The sequence below is a fragment of the Shewanella cutis genome (genome assembly GCF_022410515.1).
In the GTDB taxonomy this organism is placed as follows: domain Bacteria; phylum Pseudomonadota; class Gammaproteobacteria; order Enterobacterales; family Shewanellaceae; genus Shewanella; species Shewanella cutis.
Window position 1 is genome coordinate 112,899 of the sequence record NZ_JACSDI010000006.1, and the last position, 23,413, is coordinate 136,311.

15 protein-coding genes and 1 pseudogene are annotated in these 23,413 nt (G+C 47.5%); 4 read left to right on the plus strand and 12 right to left on the minus strand.

Features of this window, described 5'->3' with window-relative positions; genetic code table 11:
• Window positions 1-74: 74 nt before the first annotated feature.
• Both H9J30_RS11000 and H9J30_RS11005 read right to left on the minus strand, forming a co-directional pair.
• Complete coding sequence (locus H9J30_RS11000) at window positions 75-677, minus strand: SprT family zinc-dependent metalloprotease (protein ID WP_240131068.1); 603 nt, start codon at window positions 675-677, stop codon at window positions 75-77.
• Window positions 678-854: 177 nt separating this feature from the next.
• Window positions 855-2,012 (minus strand): hypothetical protein, encoded by a 1,158-nt coding sequence (locus H9J30_RS11005; RefSeq protein WP_240131069.1) that lies wholly within the window; start codon window positions 2,010-2,012, stop codon window positions 855-857.
• Window positions 2,013-2,383: 371 nt separating this feature from the next.
• Here H9J30_RS11005 and blaOXA point away from each other — a divergent pair, with 371 nt between their 5' ends.
• Entirely contained in the window at window positions 2,384-3,181 is a 798-nt protein-coding gene (gene blaOXA, locus H9J30_RS11010) for an OXA-48 family class D beta-lactamase (protein ID WP_240131070.1), read from the plus strand.
• Between the two features lie 273 nt (window positions 3,182-3,454).
• On the opposite strand, the gene H9J30_RS11015 is transcribed toward blaOXA, so the two are convergent.
• Window positions 3,455-4,366, minus strand: coding sequence for a LysR family transcriptional regulator (locus H9J30_RS11015; protein WP_240131071.1), 912 nt, complete (start codon window positions 4,364-4,366; stop codon window positions 3,455-3,457).
• 122 nt (window positions 4,367-4,488) lie between these two features.
• On the opposite strand from H9J30_RS11015, the gene H9J30_RS11020 reads away from it, so the two are divergent.
• Window positions 4,489-9,042, plus strand: coding sequence for an ATP-binding protein (locus H9J30_RS11020; protein WP_240131072.1), 4,554 nt, complete (start codon window positions 4,489-4,491; stop codon window positions 9,040-9,042).
• 637 nt (window positions 9,043-9,679) lie between these two features.
• The gene (gene fusA, locus H9J30_RS11025) at window positions 9,680-11,773 is read left to right on the plus strand and encodes an elongation factor G (protein WP_240131073.1); all 2,094 of its coding nucleotides are present in this window, start codon (window positions 9,680-9,682) and stop codon (window positions 11,771-11,773) included.
• Window positions 11,774-11,959: 186 nt separating this feature from the next.
• Here the strand turns inward: fusA and H9J30_RS11030 are convergent, their stop codons facing one another.
• Window positions 11,960-12,841, minus strand: coding sequence for a LysR family transcriptional regulator (locus H9J30_RS11030; protein ID WP_240131074.1), 882 nt, complete (start codon window positions 12,839-12,841; stop codon window positions 11,960-11,962).
• 94 nt (window positions 12,842-12,935) lie between these two features.
• Here H9J30_RS11030 and H9J30_RS11035 point away from each other — a divergent pair, with 94 nt between their 5' ends.
• Window positions 12,936-13,088, plus strand: a complete 153-nt coding sequence (locus H9J30_RS11035; protein ID WP_240131075.1) for a hypothetical protein — start codon at window positions 12,936-12,938, stop codon at window positions 13,086-13,088.
• Window positions 13,089-13,261: 173 nt separating this feature from the next.
• Here the strand turns inward: H9J30_RS11035 and napB are convergent, their stop codons facing one another.
• The 8 genes and pseudogenes from napB to H9J30_RS11075 form a co-directional block, all read right to left on the minus strand.
• Window positions 13,262-13,693, minus strand: a complete 432-nt coding sequence (napB, locus tag H9J30_RS11040; protein ID WP_011071135.1) for a nitrate reductase cytochrome c-type subunit NapB — start codon at window positions 13,691-13,693, stop codon at window positions 13,262-13,264.
• Window positions 13,690-14,694 (minus strand): quinol dehydrogenase ferredoxin subunit NapH, encoded by a 1,005-nt coding sequence (gene napH / locus H9J30_RS11045; RefSeq protein WP_240131076.1) that lies wholly within the window; start codon window positions 14,692-14,694, stop codon window positions 13,690-13,692. The genes napB and napH overlap by 4 nt, the downstream gene beginning before the upstream one ends.
• Window positions 14,691-15,425, minus strand: coding sequence for a ferredoxin-type protein NapG (napG, locus tag H9J30_RS11050; protein ID WP_240131077.1), 735 nt, complete (start codon window positions 15,423-15,425; stop codon window positions 14,691-14,693). Before napG ends, napH begins: the two co-directional genes overlap by 4 nt.
• A gap of 51 nt (window positions 15,426-15,476) precedes the next feature.
• Window positions 15,477-17,957, minus strand: coding sequence for a nitrate reductase catalytic subunit NapA (napA, locus tag H9J30_RS11055; protein WP_240131078.1), 2,481 nt, complete (start codon window positions 17,955-17,957; stop codon window positions 15,477-15,479).
• The gene (locus tag H9J30_RS11060) at window positions 17,954-18,238 is read right to left on the minus strand and encodes a chaperone NapD (protein WP_037414522.1); all 285 of its coding nucleotides are present in this window, start codon (window positions 18,236-18,238) and stop codon (window positions 17,954-17,956) included. The genes napA and H9J30_RS11060 overlap by 4 nt, the downstream gene beginning before the upstream one ends.
• A 268-nt stretch (window positions 18,239-18,506) precedes the next feature.
• The gene (locus H9J30_RS11065; RefSeq protein ID WP_240131109.1) at window positions 18,507-19,730 is read right to left on the minus strand and encodes a lipocalin-like domain-containing protein; all 1,224 of its coding nucleotides are present in this window, start codon (window positions 19,728-19,730) and stop codon (window positions 18,507-18,509) included.
• A gap of 50 nt (window positions 19,731-19,780) precedes the next feature.
• On the minus strand, window positions 19,781-22,471 hold the full coding sequence (locus H9J30_RS11070; RefSeq protein ID WP_427915910.1) for an FtsX-like permease family protein: 2,691 nt from the start codon (window positions 22,469-22,471) through the stop codon (window positions 19,781-19,783).
• Window positions 22,472-22,625: 154 nt separating this feature from the next.
• Window positions 22,626-23,147: pseudogene (locus tag H9J30_RS11075) on the minus strand (ABC transporter ATP-binding protein); the annotation flags it as partial.
• Window positions 23,148-23,413: the final 266 nt, after the last annotated feature.

Genomic DNA, 23,413 nt, shown 5'->3' on the forward strand with positions numbered 1-23,413 from the left:
GGAAATACCGCGCCTTATGCAAATCGCTCGTACTTTAAGTGGAGATTTAACTTAATCTCTCATCAATTACCCGATTAGGCTTGGGTGAGATGGGTATGGCAGCGTTTACACAAATAGCGAGTTTCACCACGCAGTACTTTATTGTGGCGACGGATGCTCAGCCGAACCGGGCCGCAGGCGCAGCGGTACTCAAAGTCTTTCCCTTTAACTGACTGAGTGTCGAAACTGTGGGTCGTGTTAGGGCTGACTTTAAATAGCTTGAGCATAATGGATTGCCATTCACGGCCATGGGGTTTGGTTTTGCCAAAGAGTTGGAAGCAGAGTAAATGGCTGATTTCGTGGGGCACCACTTCGGCTAAGAAGGCTTCGCTGTTTTCCCTGAGTAATACGGGATTAAAGCGCAGGCGATTTTGCTGCAAATGCGCTGTGCCTGCACTTCGTCCCCTTAGGGTAAATTGAGTGATTGGCCGCGGGAAAGCACGTTTGAAATAGCCTTCAGCCTGTTGATAACACTCTTCTATGCGCTCAAGGATTTGCTGCTGCACTGGTGTCAGTGGCTTTGGCTGGCGTTGTGGCGTGTTGGTTTTGGCTGTATTGGCCGCAGTCGATGTGGTGATTCTCGCGGGTGAGATGGCTTTACGGCGCAGGCTATTGAGTAGGGATCTTGGGTTAAACATAGACTTAGGCGTTAACTCTTGTTTTGCAAAGCATCAAGTAAACATATCTCTAGCTATCGCAAGGCATCTATTAGGATTTCACGAGCCTAAAGCACTCATTCAAGGTGGCTCGACAAGCGTTTGGGCAAGCGTCCGCATCATAACCAACGCTTGCCGACAATGCCAGTAATGTGCCTGTTACAGGCTCGCTGCGGCCTGCATCACCATAACACGTACTTGCTCGACGATGGCGTGCTCGGTATCGCTGTCATGGCCTTTTACCCTTGGAGTGTGTATATGGCCAACCTGTGCTCGGCTATTGAATTTTTGCTGTAACACGATAGCACGATAAGAAATCTCGTTTGAGAGATACCCACCACCAGAGCCTTCGACCGAGGTTTCATTTTGCAGCTCGCTTAGGGAGCTGGCATTAAACTCACCGCGACCTAGGGTGGTCACTGTGTGGTTATCATTGACTTTCCATTGGCCGTCTTTGACCTGCATGACGGCTACGGGCAGTGAAAATTCAACAAACTCTGGGCCGATAAAATCTTTACCATTGAGTTTGGGGGCGACAGGCGCGGTTTTGCTTGCGCCTGTGTATAGATTTTGGTTATCGGGCGCTGCTGCACTGCGGTTACGGCCTGGGAAGCGTTCAATATCAAAGTCGCTGCGCCCCATGCTGACGGTAAAGACAAACTGGGTTTTAGGGTCGCGATAAATGGGGCTGAGTAAGGATTCGATAATACCTTGGTCAAAATCCGCGAAACGCACTGGGATCATGGCGGTTTCGATTTGGGCCTTTTTGCCATTGATATCAAATCGAAAACCATCGAGGGCGAGGGCGACTAAGCCTGAAGGATTGCTCTGGCTGATATCTTTGTCGAGAAAGAAGGGGTCGAATCCCGTCAGGAAGATTTTTATCTGTACATCGTCATCGTATTGGATATCGCTAAAACCGCGAGATGCCTTTTCGACGGCGCTGGCTAAAATCTGCTGTTGCCAATCAGCCATTTTAAAACTAGCACTGTTGTTTTTCAGGCTATTTAACATTGAAAGTCGTGCCCAATAGAGGGATCTGTCGTCAAAGTGCCCAGACTGCACATCACGCACCGCCTGTTGCCACAGTCTGTGCCCTTGGCGAGCGGCAAGTTGGGTCGCATCGCGCTCATTATTTTGTGCAGATAATTGATTCGCTAAGCCTTCGTCCAAGGCTTGATAGCGGTTTACCACTTCAGCCATGACTTTTTCAGCGGTAGGAATGCGAGACACTTCCACATCGCCGAGAAGTTGTACGGCACCAGCGGTTTGCGCCACTGTGCTAGCGAGAATAAAAGCGAGGCAGGGCTTTAACATTGGCGTTTCCTTTTTTATTTTAATCACTTATTTTGCTGGAAATGGACGATGTTTCTAGGGCGTTCAGGCTTACTTCATCTTAGAAATAATGAAACTTATGCCAAAAAGCCACAATGATGGTTTTGAGTATAAGAGTTTACCTATAGTGATTCGAGGATCTTATTCCTGTTTTGTATATAGATGTTATCTGGGTGGCATTTTTAGGTTGTGAGTTCGTTTCGTTGATTGTGAGTATTCAACATTTCCTGCATTAGCTGCGTGCCATTTTTCTGCCACAATTGGTCAGCAGTTTGCTAGGGAAAGCAGGCAGCGACAGTGGTAACCTTAACACCTTATTTTTATGGATTTATTGCCTTGAGCAAGGGGACGTTATGCGTGCATTAGCCTTATCGGCTGTGTTTTTGGTGGCATCGATTATCGGAATGCCTGCCGTAGCAAAGGAATGGCAAGAGAACAAAAATTGGAATGCTCATTTTACTGAGCAAAAGGCACAAGGAGTGGTTGTACTTTGGAACGAAAATAAACAGCAAGGATTTACCAATAATCTTAAGCGGGCAAACCAGGCATTTTTACCCGCATCGACCTTTAAAATTCCTAACAGCCTGATAGCCCTTGATTTGGGTGTGGTTAAGGATGAGCACCAAGTCTTTAAATGGGATGGACAGACGCGTGATATCGCCGCTTGGAACCGCGACCATGACTTAATTACCGCAATGAAATATTCGGTTGTGCCTGTGTATCAAGAATTTGCCCGCCAAATTGGGCAGGCGCGTATGAGTAAAATGTTGCATGCCTTCGAGTATGGCAATGAGGATATTTCGGGCAATTTAGATACTTTTTGGCTTGACGGCGGCATTAGAATTTCGGCCATCCAGCAAATCGCATTTTTACGTAAGCTGTACCATAACAAGTTGCACGTTTCTGAGCGCAGCCAGCGTATTGTCAAGCAAGCCATGCTGACCGAAGCCAATGGCGACTATATTATTCGGGCTAAAACTGGATATTCCACCAGAATTGAACCGAAAATCGGTTGGTGGGTGGGTTGGGTCGAACTTGATGATAATGTCTGGTTCTTTGCGACTAATATGGATATGCCCACCGCTGAGGGCTTAGGGGTGCGTCAAGCCATTACGAAAGCCGTGCTGAAACAGGAAAAAATTATTCCCTAGAAGCGGTTAGCGCTTATTTGAGTGAAATAGCCGTCATATAAGCTGTAAAGTTATATTGACAAAATACTCATAGTCGATGCGCTTATCGCTAATGGCTCATGTTTAATCCGGTCAGGCCCAATCGACTTAAGCTCCGCGTGTTAACAGTCTGCTTGAGCATTAGCCCTTCATTCCTAAACACTAAAAGCCTAGCAAATTCGCTAGGCCTTTTGTTATCCCTGAAAATAGGTATTCATAATGGCGGAATAAAGAGGTACAGCTGTGATAAAGCGTTTAGCCCATCAAGGATTGTAGACTTTCTTGACTGCTAAAGCGTTTAACGAAAAAGTCTAAAAAAGCACTGATATTGGTGGCTAATTGGCGACGGCTCGAATACACCCCATACACCTTAAAAGGTTCAATTGGCCATTCTTGCAGTATGGGAACCAGTTGTCCATTCGCCAATTCTGTCTTGCAGGCGGAGTTGGACAGCATGGCAATGCCAAAGTCATCAAGCGCTAATTGCTTGACCATAATGGGGCTATTTACCCTGACCTTGCGCTGAAAGTTCACCATGGTCTTACGTGTCCCTTTGCCTAGGGGCCAAATAGGCGCTGAGCGTGACGTGCCTAGTAAAATGCCACTGTGCTCACTGAGTTCTTTTGGTGTTGCAGGCGTGCCACGCGTTTTTAAATAACCTGGGCTTGCCACGAGAATGGGTTGGCGCTCAAACAGTAATCTTGCAACAAGATCAGAGGATTGCAGTGGCCCGTATTTGATAGCTATGTCATATCCTTCACCCACTAAACCGATATCGTTGTCGGTAAACTGGACATCCAATTCCACATTGGGATATAAACGCATAAATCCGCTACAGAGGTTAGCAATTAATTCTTGGCTAAAAGAGACCGGAATGGCTATCCGTAATGATCCTGATACATCATCATGGGTGCTCTCGATAACCGCCTTGGCCGCTTCCACCTCATTGCGAATGGAATCACAGTGTTGATAAAAGAGTGCCCCGACTTGAGTCAGACTCAGGTTACGGGTGTCGCGTTGTAACAATCGCACGCCAAGTTCTTCTTCAAGCTGCGCGATTTTGCGACTGATGGTGGATTTTGGGTGGCCGGTTTCACGTGCAGCTTGGGAGAATCCCTTTGCTCTCACTACGGCTGCAAATAGCATCATACCGTTTAAATCTGGCATGTTTTTCCCACTGTCTCATATTTGGAACATAGCGTCTTATGCAGTTTAATGGCATTTGGCAGGATAACAAAGTTATATTTATTGGCTAAAAATTTTCAGAGGCTAAAGCAGAGGATCTTTTGATGACCAGCAATAATCAGCCCAAACACATGACTCAAGCCCAAACGCCCGATCCGCTTTTTTTACAGGCCGAGCATTTGGCAAAGGATTTTTCTCTGTTTCCTAAACACAGTAAACAGAGTTTATCAGAAGAAATTAAAGGTCTTTTAAACGACGATGCCATTCAGGCAAATTTAAAAGACTTGGCATCATTGGATGTCGACGGTTACGTCGCAAAAGTGATCCAGCCGACCCAAGATAAAGGTCGTCCAGGTGCGAAACGTATCATTGCAGACCTAAAAGGCCGCTTGATCACGGAAACCCACTTGGGCTCTTTCTACAGTGCTGAGGTCGAGCTGAATTTCGGTTCGCGCACTCGTCGTATCGGCTTTATTGCCCAAGAGCGTACAACGGCTAACGGCGCATGGATGCCTGAGCATCACTACGCTGCCTGTAAAGCGATTCGTCATTTTGCCGAATTGTCTATGCCTATCGTTTACCTCATCGACACCCCAGGGGCCGATGCGGGCGAAGTGGCCAACAGCCAAAACCAAGCACATTCTATTTCTAAGGCGATTGCCGAGAGTGCCAACGTTGACGTACCGACAGTTGGTATCGTTATCGGTGCGGGTTACTCGGGCGGCGCGATTCCATTAGCGGCGGCTAACATCCTGTTATCGCTACGCGATGGTATTTTCAACACGATTCAGCCACAAGGTCTGCAAAGTATTGCACGTAAGTACAACCTGTCATGGCAGGAATGTGCTAAGTCTGTGGGCGTGTCTCCAGAAGAGCTTTACACTGCGGGTTGTATCGATGGCATCATCGATTTCTCTCCAGGTGATCGTGATGAGCGTCAGCACAATTTACGTCGCGCTATCATCAGCAGTATCGAAGCAGTTGAACGTGCAGCAATTAACTTTGTGCGTGAATCTAAAGATTTACGTGAGCACTATGACCGCAGTTTAGCGCGTTTCCTTAACCCATCTAAAAACTTGATGGCGCTAGAGTTAAACGCAGAGTTGGCTGTTGCGACTAGCCCAACCAACCATCACAACTTGTTTGGTAGTGCTTACCGTTACCTGCGTTACTTAACGCTGCGTAGCCGCATTCATTCAATCTCTCAGGAGCAATACGGACGTTTGTCACGTGTTAGCGTGCCTGAAGGTGATTTGTTAGCACGTATCCAGCAAGAGCAAGACCGTGTATTCCAAGCTTGGCTATCTAGCCCCGATAAGCTGGTTTACGATGAAGATCTCAACAAGTTATGGGCGAACTTTATTGCTAAGCGCGATGAAGTGTCTACAGAGCGTAACATGCTGACGCGTTTGATTTTGGGTGAGCCAAAAGAGAACTATAAAAAGGCTCGTAAAGCGCTGATATTTAACATCGGTTGGTCTTTATATCACCGCTGGAAGAGCAACGCGGCAAACAACTTCAAGGGCTTAATCCAGCATCTTGAAAATCTGCCTAAGTCTGTGACTCAAGCAAAATGGCCTGAGCTAAATCAACTGACTGTGCTTGACGTTGTTGTTAACGATGAGCTGCGTGAAGACTTTATTTGGCAATGTCATAACATCCTGATCTTTAACTCACTCTACGACAACGTTGTGGGTAGCTTAGCGTCAATCGCGAAAGAAGCCATGATGTCAAAGAGCTTGTCGCGCAACTCAGTGAACAACCTGCTGCACAAGTCAATTGACCATGCGCTGTCGACTCAAGATACGGCTAACGACAAGGCAAAATTCTACAAGTGGCTCAAGTATTTTATGGGCCAATCTAACCGTGCCGATTTATTAGTGCGTGTAGAGCAGTGGAAGAGTGTGGGTTTCCCGCAGCTTAACGACAGTTTATTCGTTATTCTGACTTACTTCTTCGAACGTTTACTGCCTGAATACTTCGACAGTGAAAGCGATACCAGCAAGTATACTGGCGCGATTAACCCTGTTCGTATCGGTCGTCGTAAGGACTTCTGGAACCGCTTGACCATGGGTTATCAGGATCTGTTGATCCAAAAAGTACTACGTGACGAAAAGCGTACAGGCAAGATGACCTGGGAAAATGTGATTAAGCAATTCTTCACCCATTTCGACGAAATCAATGGCGACAAGATGTCGGCTAACTTGCTCAACTTCCCTGGTTTCCGTCTATCCATTGAAGATGCGTTAGATAAAGGTATTCGTCCTTGCGGTCTGATCACCGGTATTGCTGACTTTAAAGAAAAAGGTCAAAAAGTGCGTGTGGGTCTTGCTGTGTCTAACACGGCATTCCAAGCGGGTGCATTTGATATGGCCAGTGCCGAGAAGTTTTCTGCGCTGCTGATCGAGTGTGCTAAGCGTAAGCTACCTGTGGTTTGCTTTATCAGCTCAGGTGGTATGCAAACCAAAGAAGGTGCCGCGGCACTGTTCTCTATGGCGGTAGTGAACGACCGTATCACCCGTTTTATCCGTGATAACGAATTGCCAGTACTGATGTTTGGTTTTGGTGACTGTACCGGTGGTGCGCAGGCGAGTTTTGTGACTCACCCATTAGTGCAAACCTATTACCTGTCTGGTACTAACATGCCATTCGCGGGTCAAATGGTGGTTCCTGCGTACTTACCATCGACGTCGACACTGTCGAACTACCTGTCGAAAGTACCTGGCGCAATGGCCGGCCTAGTCCATAACCCATTTAGTGAAACCTTAGACAATCAATTGGCGAGCATCGATCCATTGATGCCAATGCCTACGGCTAAGATCAATGAGGTTATCATCAACGCCTTGTCAACACTGGTTGTAGAAGCGCCAGCTGAAGAAGAGGAAATTGTACAAAACGATCCGCGTAAGCTGATGAAACCAATCAACAAAGTATTGGTTCATGCCCGTGGCTGTACCGCTGTTAAGTTGATCCGTAAGGCGCATGATAACAATATAAACGTAGTATTGGTGGCGTCAGATCCTGATATGACCGCTGTACCTGCGGATATGTTGAAAGACTCAGACAAGCTAGTCTGTTTAGGTGGTAACACCTCTGACGAAAGTTATCTGAACGCGTACTCAGTGCTCAAAGTAGCTGAATATGAGCAAGTTGATGCATTGCACCCAGGTATCGGTTTCCTATCTGAAAGCCCACAATTTGCGGCATTGTGTGTGAATAACGGGGTTAACTTTGTTGGTCCTAGCGTACATTCAATGACGACTATGGGTAACAAGTCGAACGCGATTAAGACTTCACAAAGCCAAAACGTACCAGTCGTACCAGGTTCACACGGTATTCTGACCAACGCTGAGCAAGCGGTGAACGTGGCCAATGAAATTGGTTACCCAGTCCTGCTCAAAGCGGTACAAGGTGGCGGTGGTAAAGGTATTCAGGTTGTTAAACGTCCTGAGGATATGATTGGTTTGTTCCAAAAAACGGCTACCGAAGCAGCTGCGGCCTTTGGTAACGGCGACCTGTACTTAGAGAAATATGTAACCTCACTGCGTCATATCGAAGTGCAGTTACTGCGTGACAAGTTTGGTAACGCTAAGGTATTAGGTTTACGTGACTGTTCTGTACAACGTAACAACCAGAAAGTAGTCGAAGAGTCTGGCTCAACCATGCTGCCGGATGAACTGAAGAAACAAGTGCTGGATTACACCCGTGCCTTAGGTGATGCGACCGATTACATGGGCGCAGGTACTGTAGAGTTCATCTATAACCTAGATGCAAACGAAGTGTACTTCATGGAGATGAACACCCGTCTGCAGGTTGAGCATCCAGTAACCGAAGCGACTTCTGGTATCGATATCGTAAGCGCGCAGTTTGATATCGCTGCGGGTCGTTCAATCGAGAACCTCGAGCCGAAAGAAATCGGTTATGCGATGGAAGTGCGTGTGACTGCAGAAAAAGCGGCACTCGATAGCCATGGTGTACTCCAACTGATCCCAAATCCTGGCAAGATCACCGAATGTGTATTCCCAGATCATCCAGATGTGGAAATCATCTCGATTGCCGCACCGGGTAAAGAAGTATCACCTTATTACGACAGCTTAATCGCTCAGGTGATTATGCGCGGTGAAAACCGTGAAGATGTTATCGCGAAACTGCACGCTTACTTAGACAGCGTAGTACTCAAAGGTATCGCGACTAACATTCCATTGCTTAAACTGATCCTAAGCGATGGCACCTTCAAAGAAGGCGTATACGATACTAACTACCTGCCACGCTTTATGGCTGAGTTAGACATTCCAGCGCTGATCGCTGAAATGGAAGCCGCTGCCGAAACCGTGGGTGTGGATACTGAGTCACTGCGTGTTGGTGAAAGTAACGAACTGAAAGTATTAGCCCAAGGCGCAGGTATCTTCTATACCTCTCCAGCGCCAGGCGAACCTGATTTCGTGAAAGAAGGTGATATTGTTACTGCTGAACAAACGCTAGCCTTAACTGAAGCGATGAAGATGTTCTCGCAGGTTAACTTAGCCGGCTTCAATCGCCAAGGCGCAGTACTCTATCCAGAAGATAAGAAGTACCGCATCGAGCGTATTTTGAACAGCAATGGTCAGCAAGTATCGCAAGGTGACTTACTCTTCGTCGTATCGCCCGTTGCAGATTAATCTTGCATAAGCAGATTAACTAATTGAAATACCCGCCAATTCGGCGGGTATTTTTCATTCGGAAAGCTTGATTTTCAATATTCAAAATATCTAGCCAATTTAACACGCGCTGTCTTACGTTGAGCGAGCTTATAAGGTGTTTTATCAAGCTAAGGCGTTGGGCAGAAATCAGAGTTGTGTGGATGAATTTAACACTGAGTATGTTAATTTGGACGAATTCCTAAGTTGATTGTCACTTTTAACTAGAAATTGCCTATTTATGCTAATAAGCCTAAGCGATTAGTGATTATTTAGCATCAGCTGATGTATCGAGAAGGATCTTATTGGGCAGATTTTTTGCTATTTTAGAGTGCTTAACACATGGAAAAACATCAATGTCAGCGAAAATACGCTTATTTTTAAGGTTTTTGGTAACTGTTTGAAAATTGAGCTAAATTTTTTTATTTAATTGTTTTCACATGTTTTTCTTATTTTTTTTTAATTTTTTCCGCGACTTTATCGTGAAAAATTGCAAGAGCCATTTGCGCATAACTGGGTTCCAATTTACAATATGCGCCTAAAATAATCTGATGTGCGGTGTGTCGGTGGTTTGTCGCATACTCCGTCTACTTCTTAAACTAATCATTAAAGTTGAATCATGACCGAATTATCCAAATACAGAAACATTGGTATCTTCGCTCACGTTGACGCGGGTAAAACCACGACCACCGAGCGTATTCTTAAGCTAACCGGTAAAATCCATAAGATCGGTGAAGTTCACGATGGTGAATCAACAACTGACTTCATGGTTCAGGAAGCTGAGCGTGGTATTACCATTCAATCGGCTGCTGTAAGCTGCTTCTGGAAAGATCACCGTTTCAACGTTATTGATACCCCTGGGCACGTTGACTTCACCGTTGAAGTTTACCGTTCTTTGAAGGTTCTTGACGGCGGTATCGCTGTATTCTGTGGTTCTGGCGGTGTTGAGCCTCAATCAGAAACTAACTGGCGCTATGCTAACGAATCTGAAGTTGCTCGTATCATCTTCGTAAACAAGTTAGACCGTATGGGTGCTGACTTCCTACGTGTTGTTAAGCAAACTAAAGACGTTTTAGCTGCTAACCCACTGGTTATGGTTCTGCCAATTGGTATCGAAGACGAGTTCTGCGGTGTTGTTGACCTGTTAACTCGCAAAGCTTACGTGTGGGACGATTCTGGTATTCCAGAAAACTTCGAAGTTAAAGATGTTCCTGCGAACATGGTTGACTTAGTTGAAGAATACCGTGAAATGCTGATCGAAACTGCTGTTGAGCAAGATGACGATCTGATGGAAGCATACATGGAAGGCGAAGAGCCATCTATTGAAGACCTGAAACGTTGTATCCGTAAGGGTACTCGTACTATGGCGTTCTTCCCAACATTCTGCGGTAGCGCATTCAAAAACAAAGGTATGCAACTAGTTCTGGACGCCGTTGTTGACTATCTGCCAGCGCCAGATGAAGTTGATCCACAACCTTTAACTGACGAAGAAGGTAACGAAACTGGCGAATACGCTATCGTTTCTGCTGATGAGTCATTAAAAGCATTAGCGTTCAAGATCATGGATGACCGTTTCGGTGCCCTGACTTTCGTACGTATCTATGCTGGCCGCCTGAAGAAAGGTGACACCATTCTTAACAGTGCTACTGGTAAGACTGAGCGTATCGGCCGTATGTGCGAAATGTATGCGAACGATCGTATCGAAATTGAATCAGCTGAAGCTGGTGACATTATCGCTATCGTTGGTATGAAGAACGTACAAACTGGTCACACTCTGTGTGATGTTAAACACCCATGTACTCTTGAAGCCATGGTGTTCCCAGAGCCAGTTATCTCTATCGCAGTAGCGCCAAAAGACAAAGGCGGCAGCGAGAAGATGGCTATCGCTATCGGTAAGATGATCGCAGAAGATCCATCATTCCGCGTAGAAACTGACGAAGATTCAGGTGAAACCATCCTTAAAGGTATGGGTGAACTGCACTTAGATATTAAAGTGGACATCCTGAAGCGTACTTATGGTGTTGAGCTGATCGTAGGTGAGCCACAAGTGGCCTACCGTGAAACCATTACTCAAATGGTTGAAGACCAATACACCCACAAGAAACAATCTGGTGGTTCTGGTCAATTCGGTAAGATCGAATACATCATTCGCCCAGGTGAGCCAAACTCTGGCTTCGTGTTCAAGTCTTCAGTTGTTGGTGGTAACGTTCCTAAGGAATACTGGCCAGCAGTTGAAAAAGGCTTCGCGAGCATGATGAACACCGGTACTATCGCTGGCTTCCCAGTGTTAGACGTTGAGTTTGAACTGACTGACGGTGCTTACCACGCAGTTGACTCTTCAGCTATCGCGTTCGAAATCGCTGCTAAAGCGGCATTCCGTCAGTCAATTGCTAAAGCTAAACCACAACTGCTTGAGCCAATCATGAAAGTTGACGTGTTCAGCCCTGATGACAACGTGGGTGACGTAATCGGTGACTTAAACCGTCGTCGCGGTATGATCAAAGACCAAGTTGCTGGTGTAACGGGTGTTCGCGTTAAGGCTGACGTACCGTTATCAGAAATGTTCGGTTACATCGGTACTCTGCGTACAATGACTTCAGGCCGTGGTCAGTTCTCTATGGAGTTCTCACACTACAGCCCATGTCCAAACAGCGTTGCGGACAAAGTTGTTGAGCAAGTTAAAGAGCGTAAAGCTGCTGAAGCTAAGAAGTAATTCTTAACTTTACCCGAATAGAGACCGCTGCTAAGCCAAGGCTTACAGCGGTTTTTTTATGGGCGATGACGGTTGACGGATGACGGTTGCCGGTCAAAGATTCAGCATTCAGCATTCAGCATTCAGCATTCAGCATTCAGCATTCAGCATTCAGCATTCAGCATTCAGCATTCAGCATTCACGTTTTCATGCTTTTTGCTTGCTCAATTCCAGCAGAGCATTTGCTGCGGGCGTTAACGGTAAGTTCTGCCGCCAAATCAGGGCTAAATCCCAGGTCAAGGCCGGTTGCATAGGTCTAAAGACAAGCTTGCTGTTACTCAGTTTTTGGCAAATAGGTTCGGGTAATATGGCCAGTCCCATATCGGCTTCAACCATGGTTGCAAGAAAATCCCATTGACCACTGCGAAAGGCGATATTTAATTGCACTCCGACCTTACGGCTGAGGCGATTAATCAACTTCGCGAGGGAAAAATCCTCGTTATAGAGAATAAACGGGTAAGGTTCAAAATCCTGCCAACTGAGGTATGACTTAGCGGCAAGCGGATGAGCTTCAGGCAAGCAAGCTAAGAGGGGATACTTGGTTAGCGGCTGGTTAATCAGTTCTGTCTCATGGGTTGTGGGCAGTGCGGTAAAGGCGATATCTAGACTGTTATTCAGCAGCGCCTGCTCACAGCCGAAACCGCCGTATTCATACATTTGCAGCTCAACGCCGGGATAGCGTTTCCGGTAACTGGTCAGTAGTCCGATAATTAAGCTGCTCATCATAGGGCAGACGCCCAGCCTAAGCCGCCCCGATTTTAAGCCGCTTAAGTTACTCATGTCCTCCTGCAATCTATGCCATTGACCAAGGATTTCCCGCGCACTGTGCTCAAATAGCTGCCCTGCTTGAGTTAACTCTACTTTTTGGTTATTGCGAATAAGCAGCGTTTCTCCCAGGCTTTCTTCAAGTCTTTGGATGATCTTGCTCAGCGTTGGCTGGGTGATAAAGCATTTTTGGGCGGCACGGGTGAAGTTTTCCGTTTCTACTAGGGTTAAAAAACATTGCAAGGTCTTGATTGGGATGTTCATGCTCAAATGGAATCTATTGTATGGCGTTAATTCATTTTACTGATGGTGGCCTAAGTATTACTTTGAGCTTGTTAACAGAACAGGAGATTTACCAATGAAGTCAACGTCAAGTTTATGGGTAGGTGCGTTGTGGCAAGCAGCTATGCCTGAAACAAAGAATGTGCAAACAGCTCAAGCAGCGCAAAAAAGAGTAACGGCTCCGGCGGGTGGTTTGCATAAAGCAAAACAACAAGTCAACCCAGCCTAGGCTGGGTTTTTACTTTTCGATTCTTCCGTATTTTATCTATAGTCCCGTCCGCTTATCTTTCATTTCGTCCAACATCTCCCCAAACTGAGTTTTTAAACGTCTATGTCTAATTCTGTTATGGATAGTAAAAAGCCACTGGGTAGCAGTGGCTTTTGCATGCAGGGAAGTGCGGTTTATTGAGTTGAGAACTTATTTTCGACTAAAGGCGCTTTGTTTTCAGCCTGCGCAACATGGCACTGGGTGCAGAAATAGTTATGGCCGTTGAGCGTGCCCTTATCGTCGATAACATGGGATTTTGCTACCGGTGTGGCTTTCATGCGCGCAGCTTTATCCCAACTATGACAAGTTAAACAGCCATTCTTATCGAGGGTGATTTTGTAATCATCCTTATGGGGGATAAGCGGTGGTTGGTCGGTAAAGCTGCGTTCCAACGCTTTACCGCGAGCAGGATAGACTGGCATGGCATCGGCGGGACGAATATCCGTCACCGCGCTATCACCTGCAAGGGATTTGATATTGACAGGTGTTGCTTGAGTCTCTGCTTGTTGGCCTGAGCAGCCGCCGATGGCTAATACAATCGCGGCTAAGGTGAGTATTTTTTTCATTGGTCATTCTCCGCCTTGGGGGCAATGTGTTGACGAATTGGTGAAGAGCTAGATGGCGACTGACTATTGGTCGAGCCACCTGTACTTAGTTGAGTCTGAGTGCCAGTAAAACGGCTTTGATAGCGGAAAACACGCTGAGCGCAAACATCGATACAGCGGCCACATTGGGTGCAGTCAGGGCTGGTGATTACCGGATTTTGCCCTTTTAATGCGGGCTTTAATACTTGGCGTTCGGGGCAAACAGCAAAGCAATCCATGCAGTTATCACAGGCGCTAGCTTTGCTGGCGACGATCTTAATGGGGCTCCATTTGCCAACTAAGCCAAATAAGGCTCCCGTTGGGCAAAGGTGACCACACCAAGCGCGCTCGGCGATAAATAGATCCAGCAAAAATATTGCCGCTAAGATCCATAAACCACTGAGACTGCCAAATAGCACGGCGCGATAGACTAAGGGAACGGGGTTGACCCATTCCCAAATCAAGCTGCCCGTGAGCAGGGGTAATAACAGCACGAGCGCCAGCAGGTAGTAACGTAAATTGCGCGGTAACTCGCTGGTGCGAGGAAGTTTGAGTTTACGTCTAAGCCAGCTTGCGGAGTCAGTTACCAGATTGACCGGACATACCCAACTGCAAAATACCCTGCCACCGGCGAGGGCATAAAACAGTATGACCAAAGTTGCACCTATCAAGAGGCTAAGCTCGGGAATATGTCCTGCTAACAGCAATTGCAAGCTCGCCAGTGGATCGGCAAAGGGAATAGTATCGAGCAGTAAACTGGCCGATAAATTACCTTTAAATAGCCAAATCCCCAGTAGTGGCCCCAGTGCAAATAAACCTAAAAGACCTAGTTGCACAGTGCGGCGTAGCAGCAAATATTTATGCGCGCCAAACCAACCAAGTTCAGCAATGGCTGCGGCATGCTCGCTCTGCGTGCGGGCTTTGGCTTTTGAGTTCACTGTCTTATGACTTGTAGACTTGTTACTCATTGACTCATTGCTCATAACATCAGCCCCTTATTCAACATCTCTAAGGTGGTTTCCTCAGTGTTGAGATAAGTGTCGTGCTCTGCGGCTTTACCTAACGCCAGTGCGGTCGGTAAGACTTTTATCGCGGCGGTATCAAGCACGCAGGCGTGCTCGCATTTGCCACAACCCGTGCAGGTATCGCTGTTGACTGTGGGTAAAAACATCGCGTGATGATCGCTATGCTCATTGCGCTGGCGTTCTAAGGTGATGGCATTATCGATTAACGGACAAACCCGATAACAGACATCGCAGCGTAATCCTTTAAAGTTCAGGCAATTTTTCTCATCGATCAGTACCGCAATCCCCATTTTTGCATCGCTAATGTGCTCAAGTTGAGGATCAAGCGCACCCGATGGGCAGGCTTTGATGCAGGGAATATCCTCACACATTTCGCAGGGAATGCGTCTTGCGGTAAAGAATGGCGTGCCAGTGGCGGCGCCATCGAACCAACGTGCCAGTGTTAGCGTGTCGTAAGGGCAAGCCTCCACACATAAACCGCAGCGCACGCAGGCCGAGAGAAAATCACTTTCTTCAAGGGCGCCCGGCGGTCTGCAAGCTTGGGAGGCGAGTTGGCCTTGGCTTTTTGCCGTAGCCGTTAAGCCTAATCCCACGAGTCCCATCACACAGCCAGCCTTCGCCGTCGTGGCCAAAAACTGGCGACGGTTGACTTGCTTGGCTGTGAATGCACTCTTAACTTGCTGACTCACCTTAGACTCCTTAATTGCTATTAATTGACGCCATCGCTATCAAATGAAGGTTTAGGCCTTCATCACTTTTACGGGGCACTTCTTAAAGTCAGTTTCTTTTGACAGTGGATCGGTAGCATCCAAAATCAACTTGTTGACTAACTGACGCGCATCGAAGAAGGGCATAAACACCACGCCGCGTGGCGGTTTGTTACGGCCTTTGGTTTCGACACGGGTTTTGATTTCGCCACGGGGTGAGGCGACGAGCACTTCATCACCCCGTTGCAGACCACGGGCCTTAGCGTCTTCTGGATGCATAAAGATTTGCGCATCGGGATAAGCGCGATAAAGCTCTGGCACGCGGGCGGTCATTGAGCCTGTATGCCAATGTTCGAGCACGCGGCCAGTGGACATCCACAGATCGTATTCTGAGTTTGGCTCTTCTGCAGCAGGCTCGTAAGGCAGGGCAAAAATCACCGCTTTACCATCGGGTTTGCCATAGAAGTTGTAACCTTCACCCGCTTTAACATAAGGATCGCTACCTTCAACGAAGCGGCGTAGGGTTTCTTTACCATTCACCACTGGCCAGCGTAGGCCACGGGTTTCGTGGTAACGGTCAAAGTCAGCTAAATCATGGGCATGGCCACGACCAAAGGCGGCATATTCTTCGAAAATGCCTTTTTGTAGATAGAAGCCAAAGTGTTCGCTTTCATCGTTTAAGTCGCCCTTACAATCAGAGGTGGGGAACTTGTTGATGACGCCGTTGGCAAACAGCACTTCATAAAGCGTCTTGTCAGCGTATTCAGGCTTTTTAGCGATAAGCTCAGCGGGCCAGACTTCAGCCACCTTAAAGCGTTTTGAAAATTCGACTAATTGCCAGAGATCTGACTTAGCACCCTCAGGGGCTTTGACTTGTTGATGCCACATATGGGTGCGGCGCTCGGCGTTACCGTAGGCGCCTTCTTTCTCGACCCACATGGCGGTTGGCAGAATAAGGTCTGCTGCCATGGCGGTGACGGTTGGGTAGGGATCGGATACCACGATAAAGTTTTCAGGATTACGGAATCCTGGGTACATTTCTTCGTTGATATTCGGGCCCGCTTGCATGTTATTGGTACACATAGTCCAGTAACAGTTTAGCTTGCCGTCTTTGAGCATCCGGCTTTGCAGCACGGCATGGTAGCCAGGTTTTGGTGGAATCGTGCCTTCAGGCACTTGCCACATTTTTTCGGTAATCGCACGATGCTTATCGTTATCCACCACCATATCTGCAGGTAAGCGGTGGGCGAATGTGCCGACTTCACGGGCGGTACCACAGGCTGAAGGTTGGCCTGTTAGTGAGAATGGGCTGTTACCAGGCGTTGCGATTTTGCCCGTCAGTAAGTGAATGTTGTAGAGCATGTTGTTTGCCCATACACCACGTACGTGTTGGTTAATCCCCATGGTCCATAGACTCATGACTTTCGTCTTAGGATCGGCATAGGCTTTGGCTAGCGTTTCTAATTTTTCAGGTTCCACACCACTCATTTTTGCCGCGTATTCCAGCGTATAAGTGCTGACGAACTTAGCGTACTCGTCAAAGCTGATAGGTGTTGATTTACCATTGCCAGGGTTTTTGGCTTTCTTCTCTAACGGATGATCTGGACGCAGACCATAACCGATATCATCCACACCGAGGGCAAACTTAGTGTGTTTAGTCACAAAGTCGGTATTTACCGCTTTGTTTTGAATGATGTAGTTGGCGATATAGTTGAGGATCACAAGATCAGATTGCGGATGGAAAACCATCGGGTTATCCGCAAGATCGAAGCTACGGTTCTCGAAGGTGGATAGCACATGCACGCGACAGTCTTTACTGCTTAAACGGCGATCAGATAAACGTGCCCACAGGATCGGGTGCATCTCGGCCATGTTGGCGCCCCAGAGCACAAAGTGATCGGCGGCTTCTAAGTCGTCGTAACAGCCCATCGGTTCATCAATACCGAAGGTACGCATAAACCCAACGACCGCTGAGGCCATACAATGGCGGGCGTTAGGGTCGATGTTGTTGGTTAAGAATCCAGCTTTATGCAGTTTAGATGCAGCGTAACCTTCCCAAATCGTCCACTGACCAGAACCGAACATACCGACAGAGGTTGGGCCTTTAGTGGCGATGCTGTGTTTCCATTTAGCGGCCATAGTATCGAAGGCGACATCCCAACTGACGGGGGTAAATTCACCTTCTTTATGATATTTGCCGTCTTTCATGCGTAGTAATGGCGTGGTTAATCTGTCCTTGCCGTACATGATTTTCGATAGGAAGTAACCTTTAATGCAGTTTAGCCCGCGGTTAACTGGGCTTTCTGGATCGCCTTTGGTGGCAACCACTTTACCCGCTTTAGTACCGACTAATACGCTACAACCCACACCGCAAAAACGGCAGGGGGCTTTGTCCCACTTGATGTTATCTGACTCGGCGGCTTCAACCATTTTCACGGGAAGCGTGACGCCAACGGCCGTCGCAGCGGCAACCGCTGCGTTAGCCTTGAGAAACTCGCGGCGGCTAATGCTCATAGTGTTTCCTCACTCTCTTTTTCTAACAGTTCTTGTTCTAGGGGTTCTACTTGGTGGTAAATCAAACTGGCGGATAACACACCGGACAGGCCATTGATGGCTTCAACATTGTCGAGAATGGCTTTTTGGGTATTCCCTTCGAGGGTAATAACCAACTTACCTTCGGGTGAAATGGCGTGGATATCGCAGCCTTTTAGCGCGGCAATATCGGCTTCAACCTGTTGCAAGGCATTAGGGGCTGCATGTACCACGAGGCTGGTGACATGGTATTCCTGACTCATAGCGGTGACCTTTATCTTGAGATGCACTCAGCTGCTTTGCATAAACATCTGTACAACTGAATGTGGATAACTGCGAGTCTAGACCTGATAAAAAATGTGGGTATACCTCACAAGAGGTATTGCAGGGGATAGTCGATCGGGATCAAAGTTTTGCGCGTGATCTAACTCTCAGTTTGAAATTTAAACAATCGCTATCTCTTTGGAGAGGGAATGGCGAGATTGGTTAGATTAGCGAAAGATCCGGCAGTCAAACATCACTATAAGTGGATTAATATCCCGTCAGCTCCATATAACCCATGCCAGAGTGGCTACCGCTAAGTTTGATTGGGCCTTCCCAATAGGAGGTGGATAACGCCATGGCACTATTGGGATTTAACGGCGAGATACGGATATCGATTTGCTCACTCGGGATTTGGACTTGCCAGCTTACGGGGTATTTGCCGGTGCGGGTGGTTTGCCATTCAAGCGGCGTCATTTTTATTCCATCTGGCGTGTCTCGGGAGTTGATATTGCGGCCTGTGCCATCGGCAAACATTCGTCTGGCGCTGTAAAAGGCTGATGGAGTTTGAGTCTTATCGGTGGATTGCTCCCTTAACTGAAAGAGCATTAGCGCCGAACCATCATTGAGGCGCAGAGCAAACCAATCCCAACCTTGCTGGCTTTTGGTTAAAAATTGTGAGCTCCATTCTCTGTCTAGCCAACCTTGGCCTGTGACTTTCTCGACCCGACTTTCGGCTTGGCCATTGATGTTGATATGTCGGGTGATCTGGCCAGTAATGCTGATAAAAGGTTGACTGTAGTAGTAGGAAGCGACATTACCCTCGCGGTTTTTAATGCTATAGCCATTATCGCCTTGATATTGCAGCGGTGCTTGGCTGGTCAGCGTTAGCTCGTAACTAAAGTCTGCGGTCTCAACCCTTAAGATTGCCGGAAATAACGCGCTCGATTCACTCTGCCATTGCCAGTTATCGAGATGAATTTGATAGGGATTGGCATTGACGCCCGCAAGCTTTGGATGACCGCGAGACCATTTCTCATGGGCCAGATGTGCCGCGCTAGAGGTCAGTGCGCTATGGGCAAAATAGAGTTGTTCAGTTGCCCAAGCGGAGTTAAGGGTAGTCGGTTGCGCATTTTGCGATTCTGTATATTGAGGTTTTAGTGCCACCCTAAATTGGGTCCATTGGGCGCCAAGTTGCTCACCTTTTTCGGTGGTTAAGTTAGCGGTGAGATACCACCATTCTTGCCGAAAGCCGTTGTGGGCAAGATGATCTTGGGGAAAGTGAAACTGATGCTCAGGTGTCACCTTGGCAAAGGCTTGTTGCGTTGAGGTTGTTTCGCCTTCTTTTGTTTGCCCTAGCAAAGCCCCCATGGATTTGGATTCTGAAACGCTCGCGGGCGCATTATCGCAGCCGCTTATCGTGAAAAAGAGTAATCCACCGATGATGAGTTGAGTGATTAAGCGTGCGTTTGTACGGCACTTAAGCCAGCTCATTGTGAGTAAACCATTTACTGTCAATTGGGTAATGGTATATGGACGACTGTTCATAGGGTTTCCTGCTGCAAACTGGCGATTAGCGGCCTGCGGGTTTGCCAGTAAAGCGGTAAGAGCACGGCTAAGGTACAAGTCACCAGTGCGATGAGGATGGCTTTGGCATAAGCAAACCAGTCCCAGATCATTGGGATGGTCCAACCAAAGGCTTGTAGGGTGATTTTATCGATTAATAAATACCCCAACAGAGCTCCCGTAGGCATCGCAATCAGGCAAGTGACGACCACAACCAGCAGCATTTGGCTAAATACCATAGTACGCAGTTTGCTGCGACTCACCCCTAGGGAATAAAGCCGTGCCAGTGGCGCTTGCCGTGCTTGAGTTAACATTAAGCAGGCGCTAAATAGCCCAATGGCGGCCACCAGCAAGGTTAAGCTATTGAGCACTAACGTGATTGAAAAAGTGCGTTTAAACATAGCAATGGCTTGGGCCTTTATGTTGGCTTGGCTATAAATTTGCGCCTGAGCCAACTCTAGCTCTGTAGCGAGCTGCATTTGCAGTTCATCCAGTTCGGCCTCACTGCGCTTGCCGTTTGTGGGTATTGGTTGAGTTAGCTCCAATGAGGATGATTTATCAGCTTGTTCCAGAGGATGAAAACTGGCCGCAAGGCTAATGGGTAACAGTGGCAGTTGTGCCTGTTGCCACAGTTGATGGCTAATAATGACCTCACTGCGGGTATTACCATGGTCGTAATAAATTCCTGCGATAACCACTTGGTTATTGGTGGTTTTATCGAGCACGTTTAAAGTGACTTTATCGCCCAGCATCAACTGATACTTAATCGCCATTGGCTCACTCACCAAGACAAATTGTCCGCCAAAATAGCGTTGCCATAGGTCAGGTAAACTGTCCTTGAGTGTACTTGTGTACTTTATCGATTCATCATCACGGCTGATAATATTCACGGGGATCGTTTGAGCTGTTGGACCTTGGGTCGACATCTCGCCATCGACTTGCCATTGTTGATATAAGCCGCTGACACGAGGATCTTGGCTTAATTTATCCCGTACATCAGCCATACGGTTAGCACTGGGGCGCAGGTATAAATCGGCATGTAAGCGGGTTTCTAACCAACTTCTTAGGGTTTGCTCAAAGCTGCCCACTAGGGTATTCATCGCCACATTTGCGCTTAATGCCAGCAAAATGGCCATCATCGCAAGGGAAAGTGGCGCGATAAGCTCGCGGGTTTCGGCAAGCAAATAGTGTTTAAGCCCTGGACGAGTGAAGGGGAGCAGTAAGCTTACTCCCCAATGCAATACTTGGGGCAACAGCAGAGGAATCGCGACCGTCACTATGCCTAGTAATATCAAACTGGTGTTGTAACTTTGGCTGAAGGGAAACAGTATCGCCGCGAGTACGAGTAACCCACAGGCTAAGATAAATTGCCGCTGGTGGGTTTGGTTGTGGGCCTTAGTTTGCTGATAACGGTTAGCGCCTTGGGCAAGGGATTGGCGCGTAAGATCAAAATACAAGGGCATGCAAGCAGCAAGCGCTGCCACTAAGGTGAGCGCGATCGCCTGTGCTAACCAATGCCATTGCCAAATGCCCGGCAGCAAGTGGGCACCATAGAGCTGCTCTAACGTCATGGCAACCATAGGTTGTAGCCAATGGCTGAGTTGTAAACCTAAGATAAACCCGATTACCGAGCCTAAGATAACCAAAAATAGTAATTCGGCGAGCAGGGCAAGCATCACGTCGAGTCGTTCTAGCCCCTGTTGCAGCAGTTGAATCAGCAGACGTTGGCGTTTCATCAGGCTGTAACGTACGCCGTTATAGGCAATAAACAGCCCAACCACAAAGGCTAACATACTCATTGCATTGAGATTTAAATGAAAACTGCGGGTAAGCGCCATTAAGGCTTGCCCTTGATCCTGCTGACTGTAGTTGGCGAGATCTGGGGTGATACCTAAGGTGTCGAGCCGTTGTTTTAACGCGACTAGTTTATCCCTATCGCTAAATAGGGCGATATAACTGAGTTTGCCCTGCATCCCAAGTAAGTTTTGGGCGAGGGAAATATCGGTCAAGATGGCGCTGCCAAGTCCCCAACTATCATCGACACGGCTCACTTTTAGGGTCGATGGTGTTATGGATTGGGCTAGGCTGAGCTGGCCATTGGGCGCGATTTTGCTGGCTAGACTATCACTCATCACCACCACTGGCTCACCGCTCATTAGGTCGGCAAGGGGCAGATCTCCCATTGAGACAGTAGAATTAGCCGTTGCCTTATTATTTGAGGACGGTGAAGCATTTTTTGAGGTTAATGTGGCGGTCAATGCCGCGACAATATCGCTGCCTTCAATTTGCCAATACTGGCCGTTTTGGCCTGCGACTCTGCCACTGACTACCGCAAGACTTTGGCTAATCCCAGCCTGCCTTAAACTGAAATACACCGATTCATCGAGATTATCTTGGCCAACGGGTGAGGTCAGCAGTACATCGGCCCGCTGACTTAATAGCTCTGTGGCTTCGCTATAGCTACGAATCGCATTATCGTTGGTGGCTTTTACCCCGATGAGCAGCGTCACGGCGAGGGCGATTCCGAGTAAAATCGCCCCAGCCTGCAATGGCGCGTGGCGATAATGGGCTAAAAATACCTTGAGTACCCAAGTGATACGCAGCCATTGTCCACTCTTGCTTAAGTGGTGGTATGGATTGGCTTTATGTTCTAGCTGTGTGTTATTCATCATGCTAGCCGGAGATCGACACTGCGGCGTGGGACAGATGCCAGCGTTTGTTCATAAAGGCGGCGCACTCTTCGCTGTGGGTGACCATCAAAATGCTGGTTTGGCTCTCTTTGGCGAGTTCGCATAGCAGTGACATCACCTGTTTACCAGATTCGTCATCTAAGTTACCCGTGGGTTCGTCGGCCAGCAGTAAACTCGGATTGTGGGCTAATGCCCTAGCTATCGCGACCCGCTGTTGTTGTCCGCCGGAAAGCGCTTCAACCTGCCGGTTTAACAATGCCGCTAATCCGAGCTTTTCCACCAAATAATCGCACCAAGGATTCCAGCTATCACCGTTAAGGTGCAGGGAGAAGCCGATATTATTTTTGACATTCAGCGGAGTGAGTAAATTAAATTGTTGGAATACCACGCCTAAATGGGTACGCCTAAACTCACTCCATTGCTTATCTTGCCACTTGGTGGTGGATTGATGATTCAGCACTATCTGGCCACTGTCTACGGTTTCAAAGCCCGCAATCAGATTCAGTAAAGTGCTTTTGCCGCTGCCACTTGGGCCAGTGAGTGCAATAGTCTCCCCTTGATGCAAAGTTAAATCGACCGTTTGCAGCACAGTGTGGCGCTGCTCGCCGTCGCGAAAACTTTTACTTACTTGGATAAGCTTGGCGACTTCTTTCATCTATCTCTTCCAATTGGGGATTTAGCCAACCTAGGCTAAAGATAAAGCATTTTACAATCCTATAGATACCGATATTTGGGCAAGTTAGATCAATTCACATCGATTAAGACTTAGGATTTAGCCTGTTTGAATTTTCTGCGATTAACGGCTTGGCGCTCATTTCTGTGAGCAAATGGGCTTGAGCTATTGTGGTGTTTGTTGCATGCTGTGCGCCCTGTTAAGCGATAGCTGGCTATCGTTTTAACAATCCGTTCGGATGAAGGTAG

Coding starts and splice junctions, on each gene's coding strand:
- H9J30_RS11000 (WP_240131068.1), bottom strand. CDS start 677: ATGTTTAACCCAAGATCCCTACTCAATAGCCTGCGCCGTAAAGCCATC.
- H9J30_RS11005 (WP_240131069.1), bottom strand. CDS start 2,012: ATGTTAAAGCCCTGCCTCGCTTTTATTCTCGCTAGCACAGTGGCGCAA.
- blaOXA (WP_240131070.1), top strand. CDS start 2,384: ATGCGTGCATTAGCCTTATCGGCTGTGTTTTTGGTGGCATCGATTATC.
- H9J30_RS11015 (WP_240131071.1), bottom strand. CDS start 4,366: ATGCCAGATTTAAACGGTATGATGCTATTTGCAGCCGTAGTGAGAGCA.
- H9J30_RS11020 (WP_240131072.1), top strand. CDS start 4,489: ATGACCAGCAATAATCAGCCCAAACACATGACTCAAGCCCAAACGCCC.
- fusA (WP_240131073.1), top strand. CDS start 9,680: ATGACCGAATTATCCAAATACAGAAACATTGGTATCTTCGCTCACGTT.
- H9J30_RS11030 (WP_240131074.1), bottom strand. CDS start 12,841: ATGAACATCCCAATCAAGACCTTGCAATGTTTTTTAACCCTAGTAGAA.
- H9J30_RS11035 (WP_240131075.1), top strand. CDS start 12,936: ATGAAGTCAACGTCAAGTTTATGGGTAGGTGCGTTGTGGCAAGCAGCT.
- napB (WP_011071135.1), bottom strand. CDS start 13,693: ATGAAAAAAATACTCACCTTAGCCGCGATTGTATTAGCCATCGGCGGC.
- napH (WP_240131076.1), bottom strand. CDS start 14,694: ATGAGCAATGAGTCAATGAGTAACAAGTCTACAAGTCATAAGACAGTG.
- napA (WP_240131078.1), bottom strand. CDS start 17,957: ATGAGCATTAGCCGCCGCGAGTTTCTCAAGGCTAACGCAGCGGTTGCC.
- H9J30_RS11060 (WP_037414522.1), bottom strand. CDS start 18,238: ATGAGTCAGGAATACCATGTCACCAGCCTCGTGGTACATGCAGCCCCT.
- H9J30_RS11065 (WP_240131109.1), bottom strand. CDS start 19,730: ATGAGCTGGCTTAAGTGCCGTACAAACGCACGCTTAATCACTCAACTC.
- H9J30_RS11070 (WP_427915910.1), bottom strand. CDS start 22,471: ATGAATAACACACAGCTAGAACATAAAGCCAATCCATACCACCACTTA.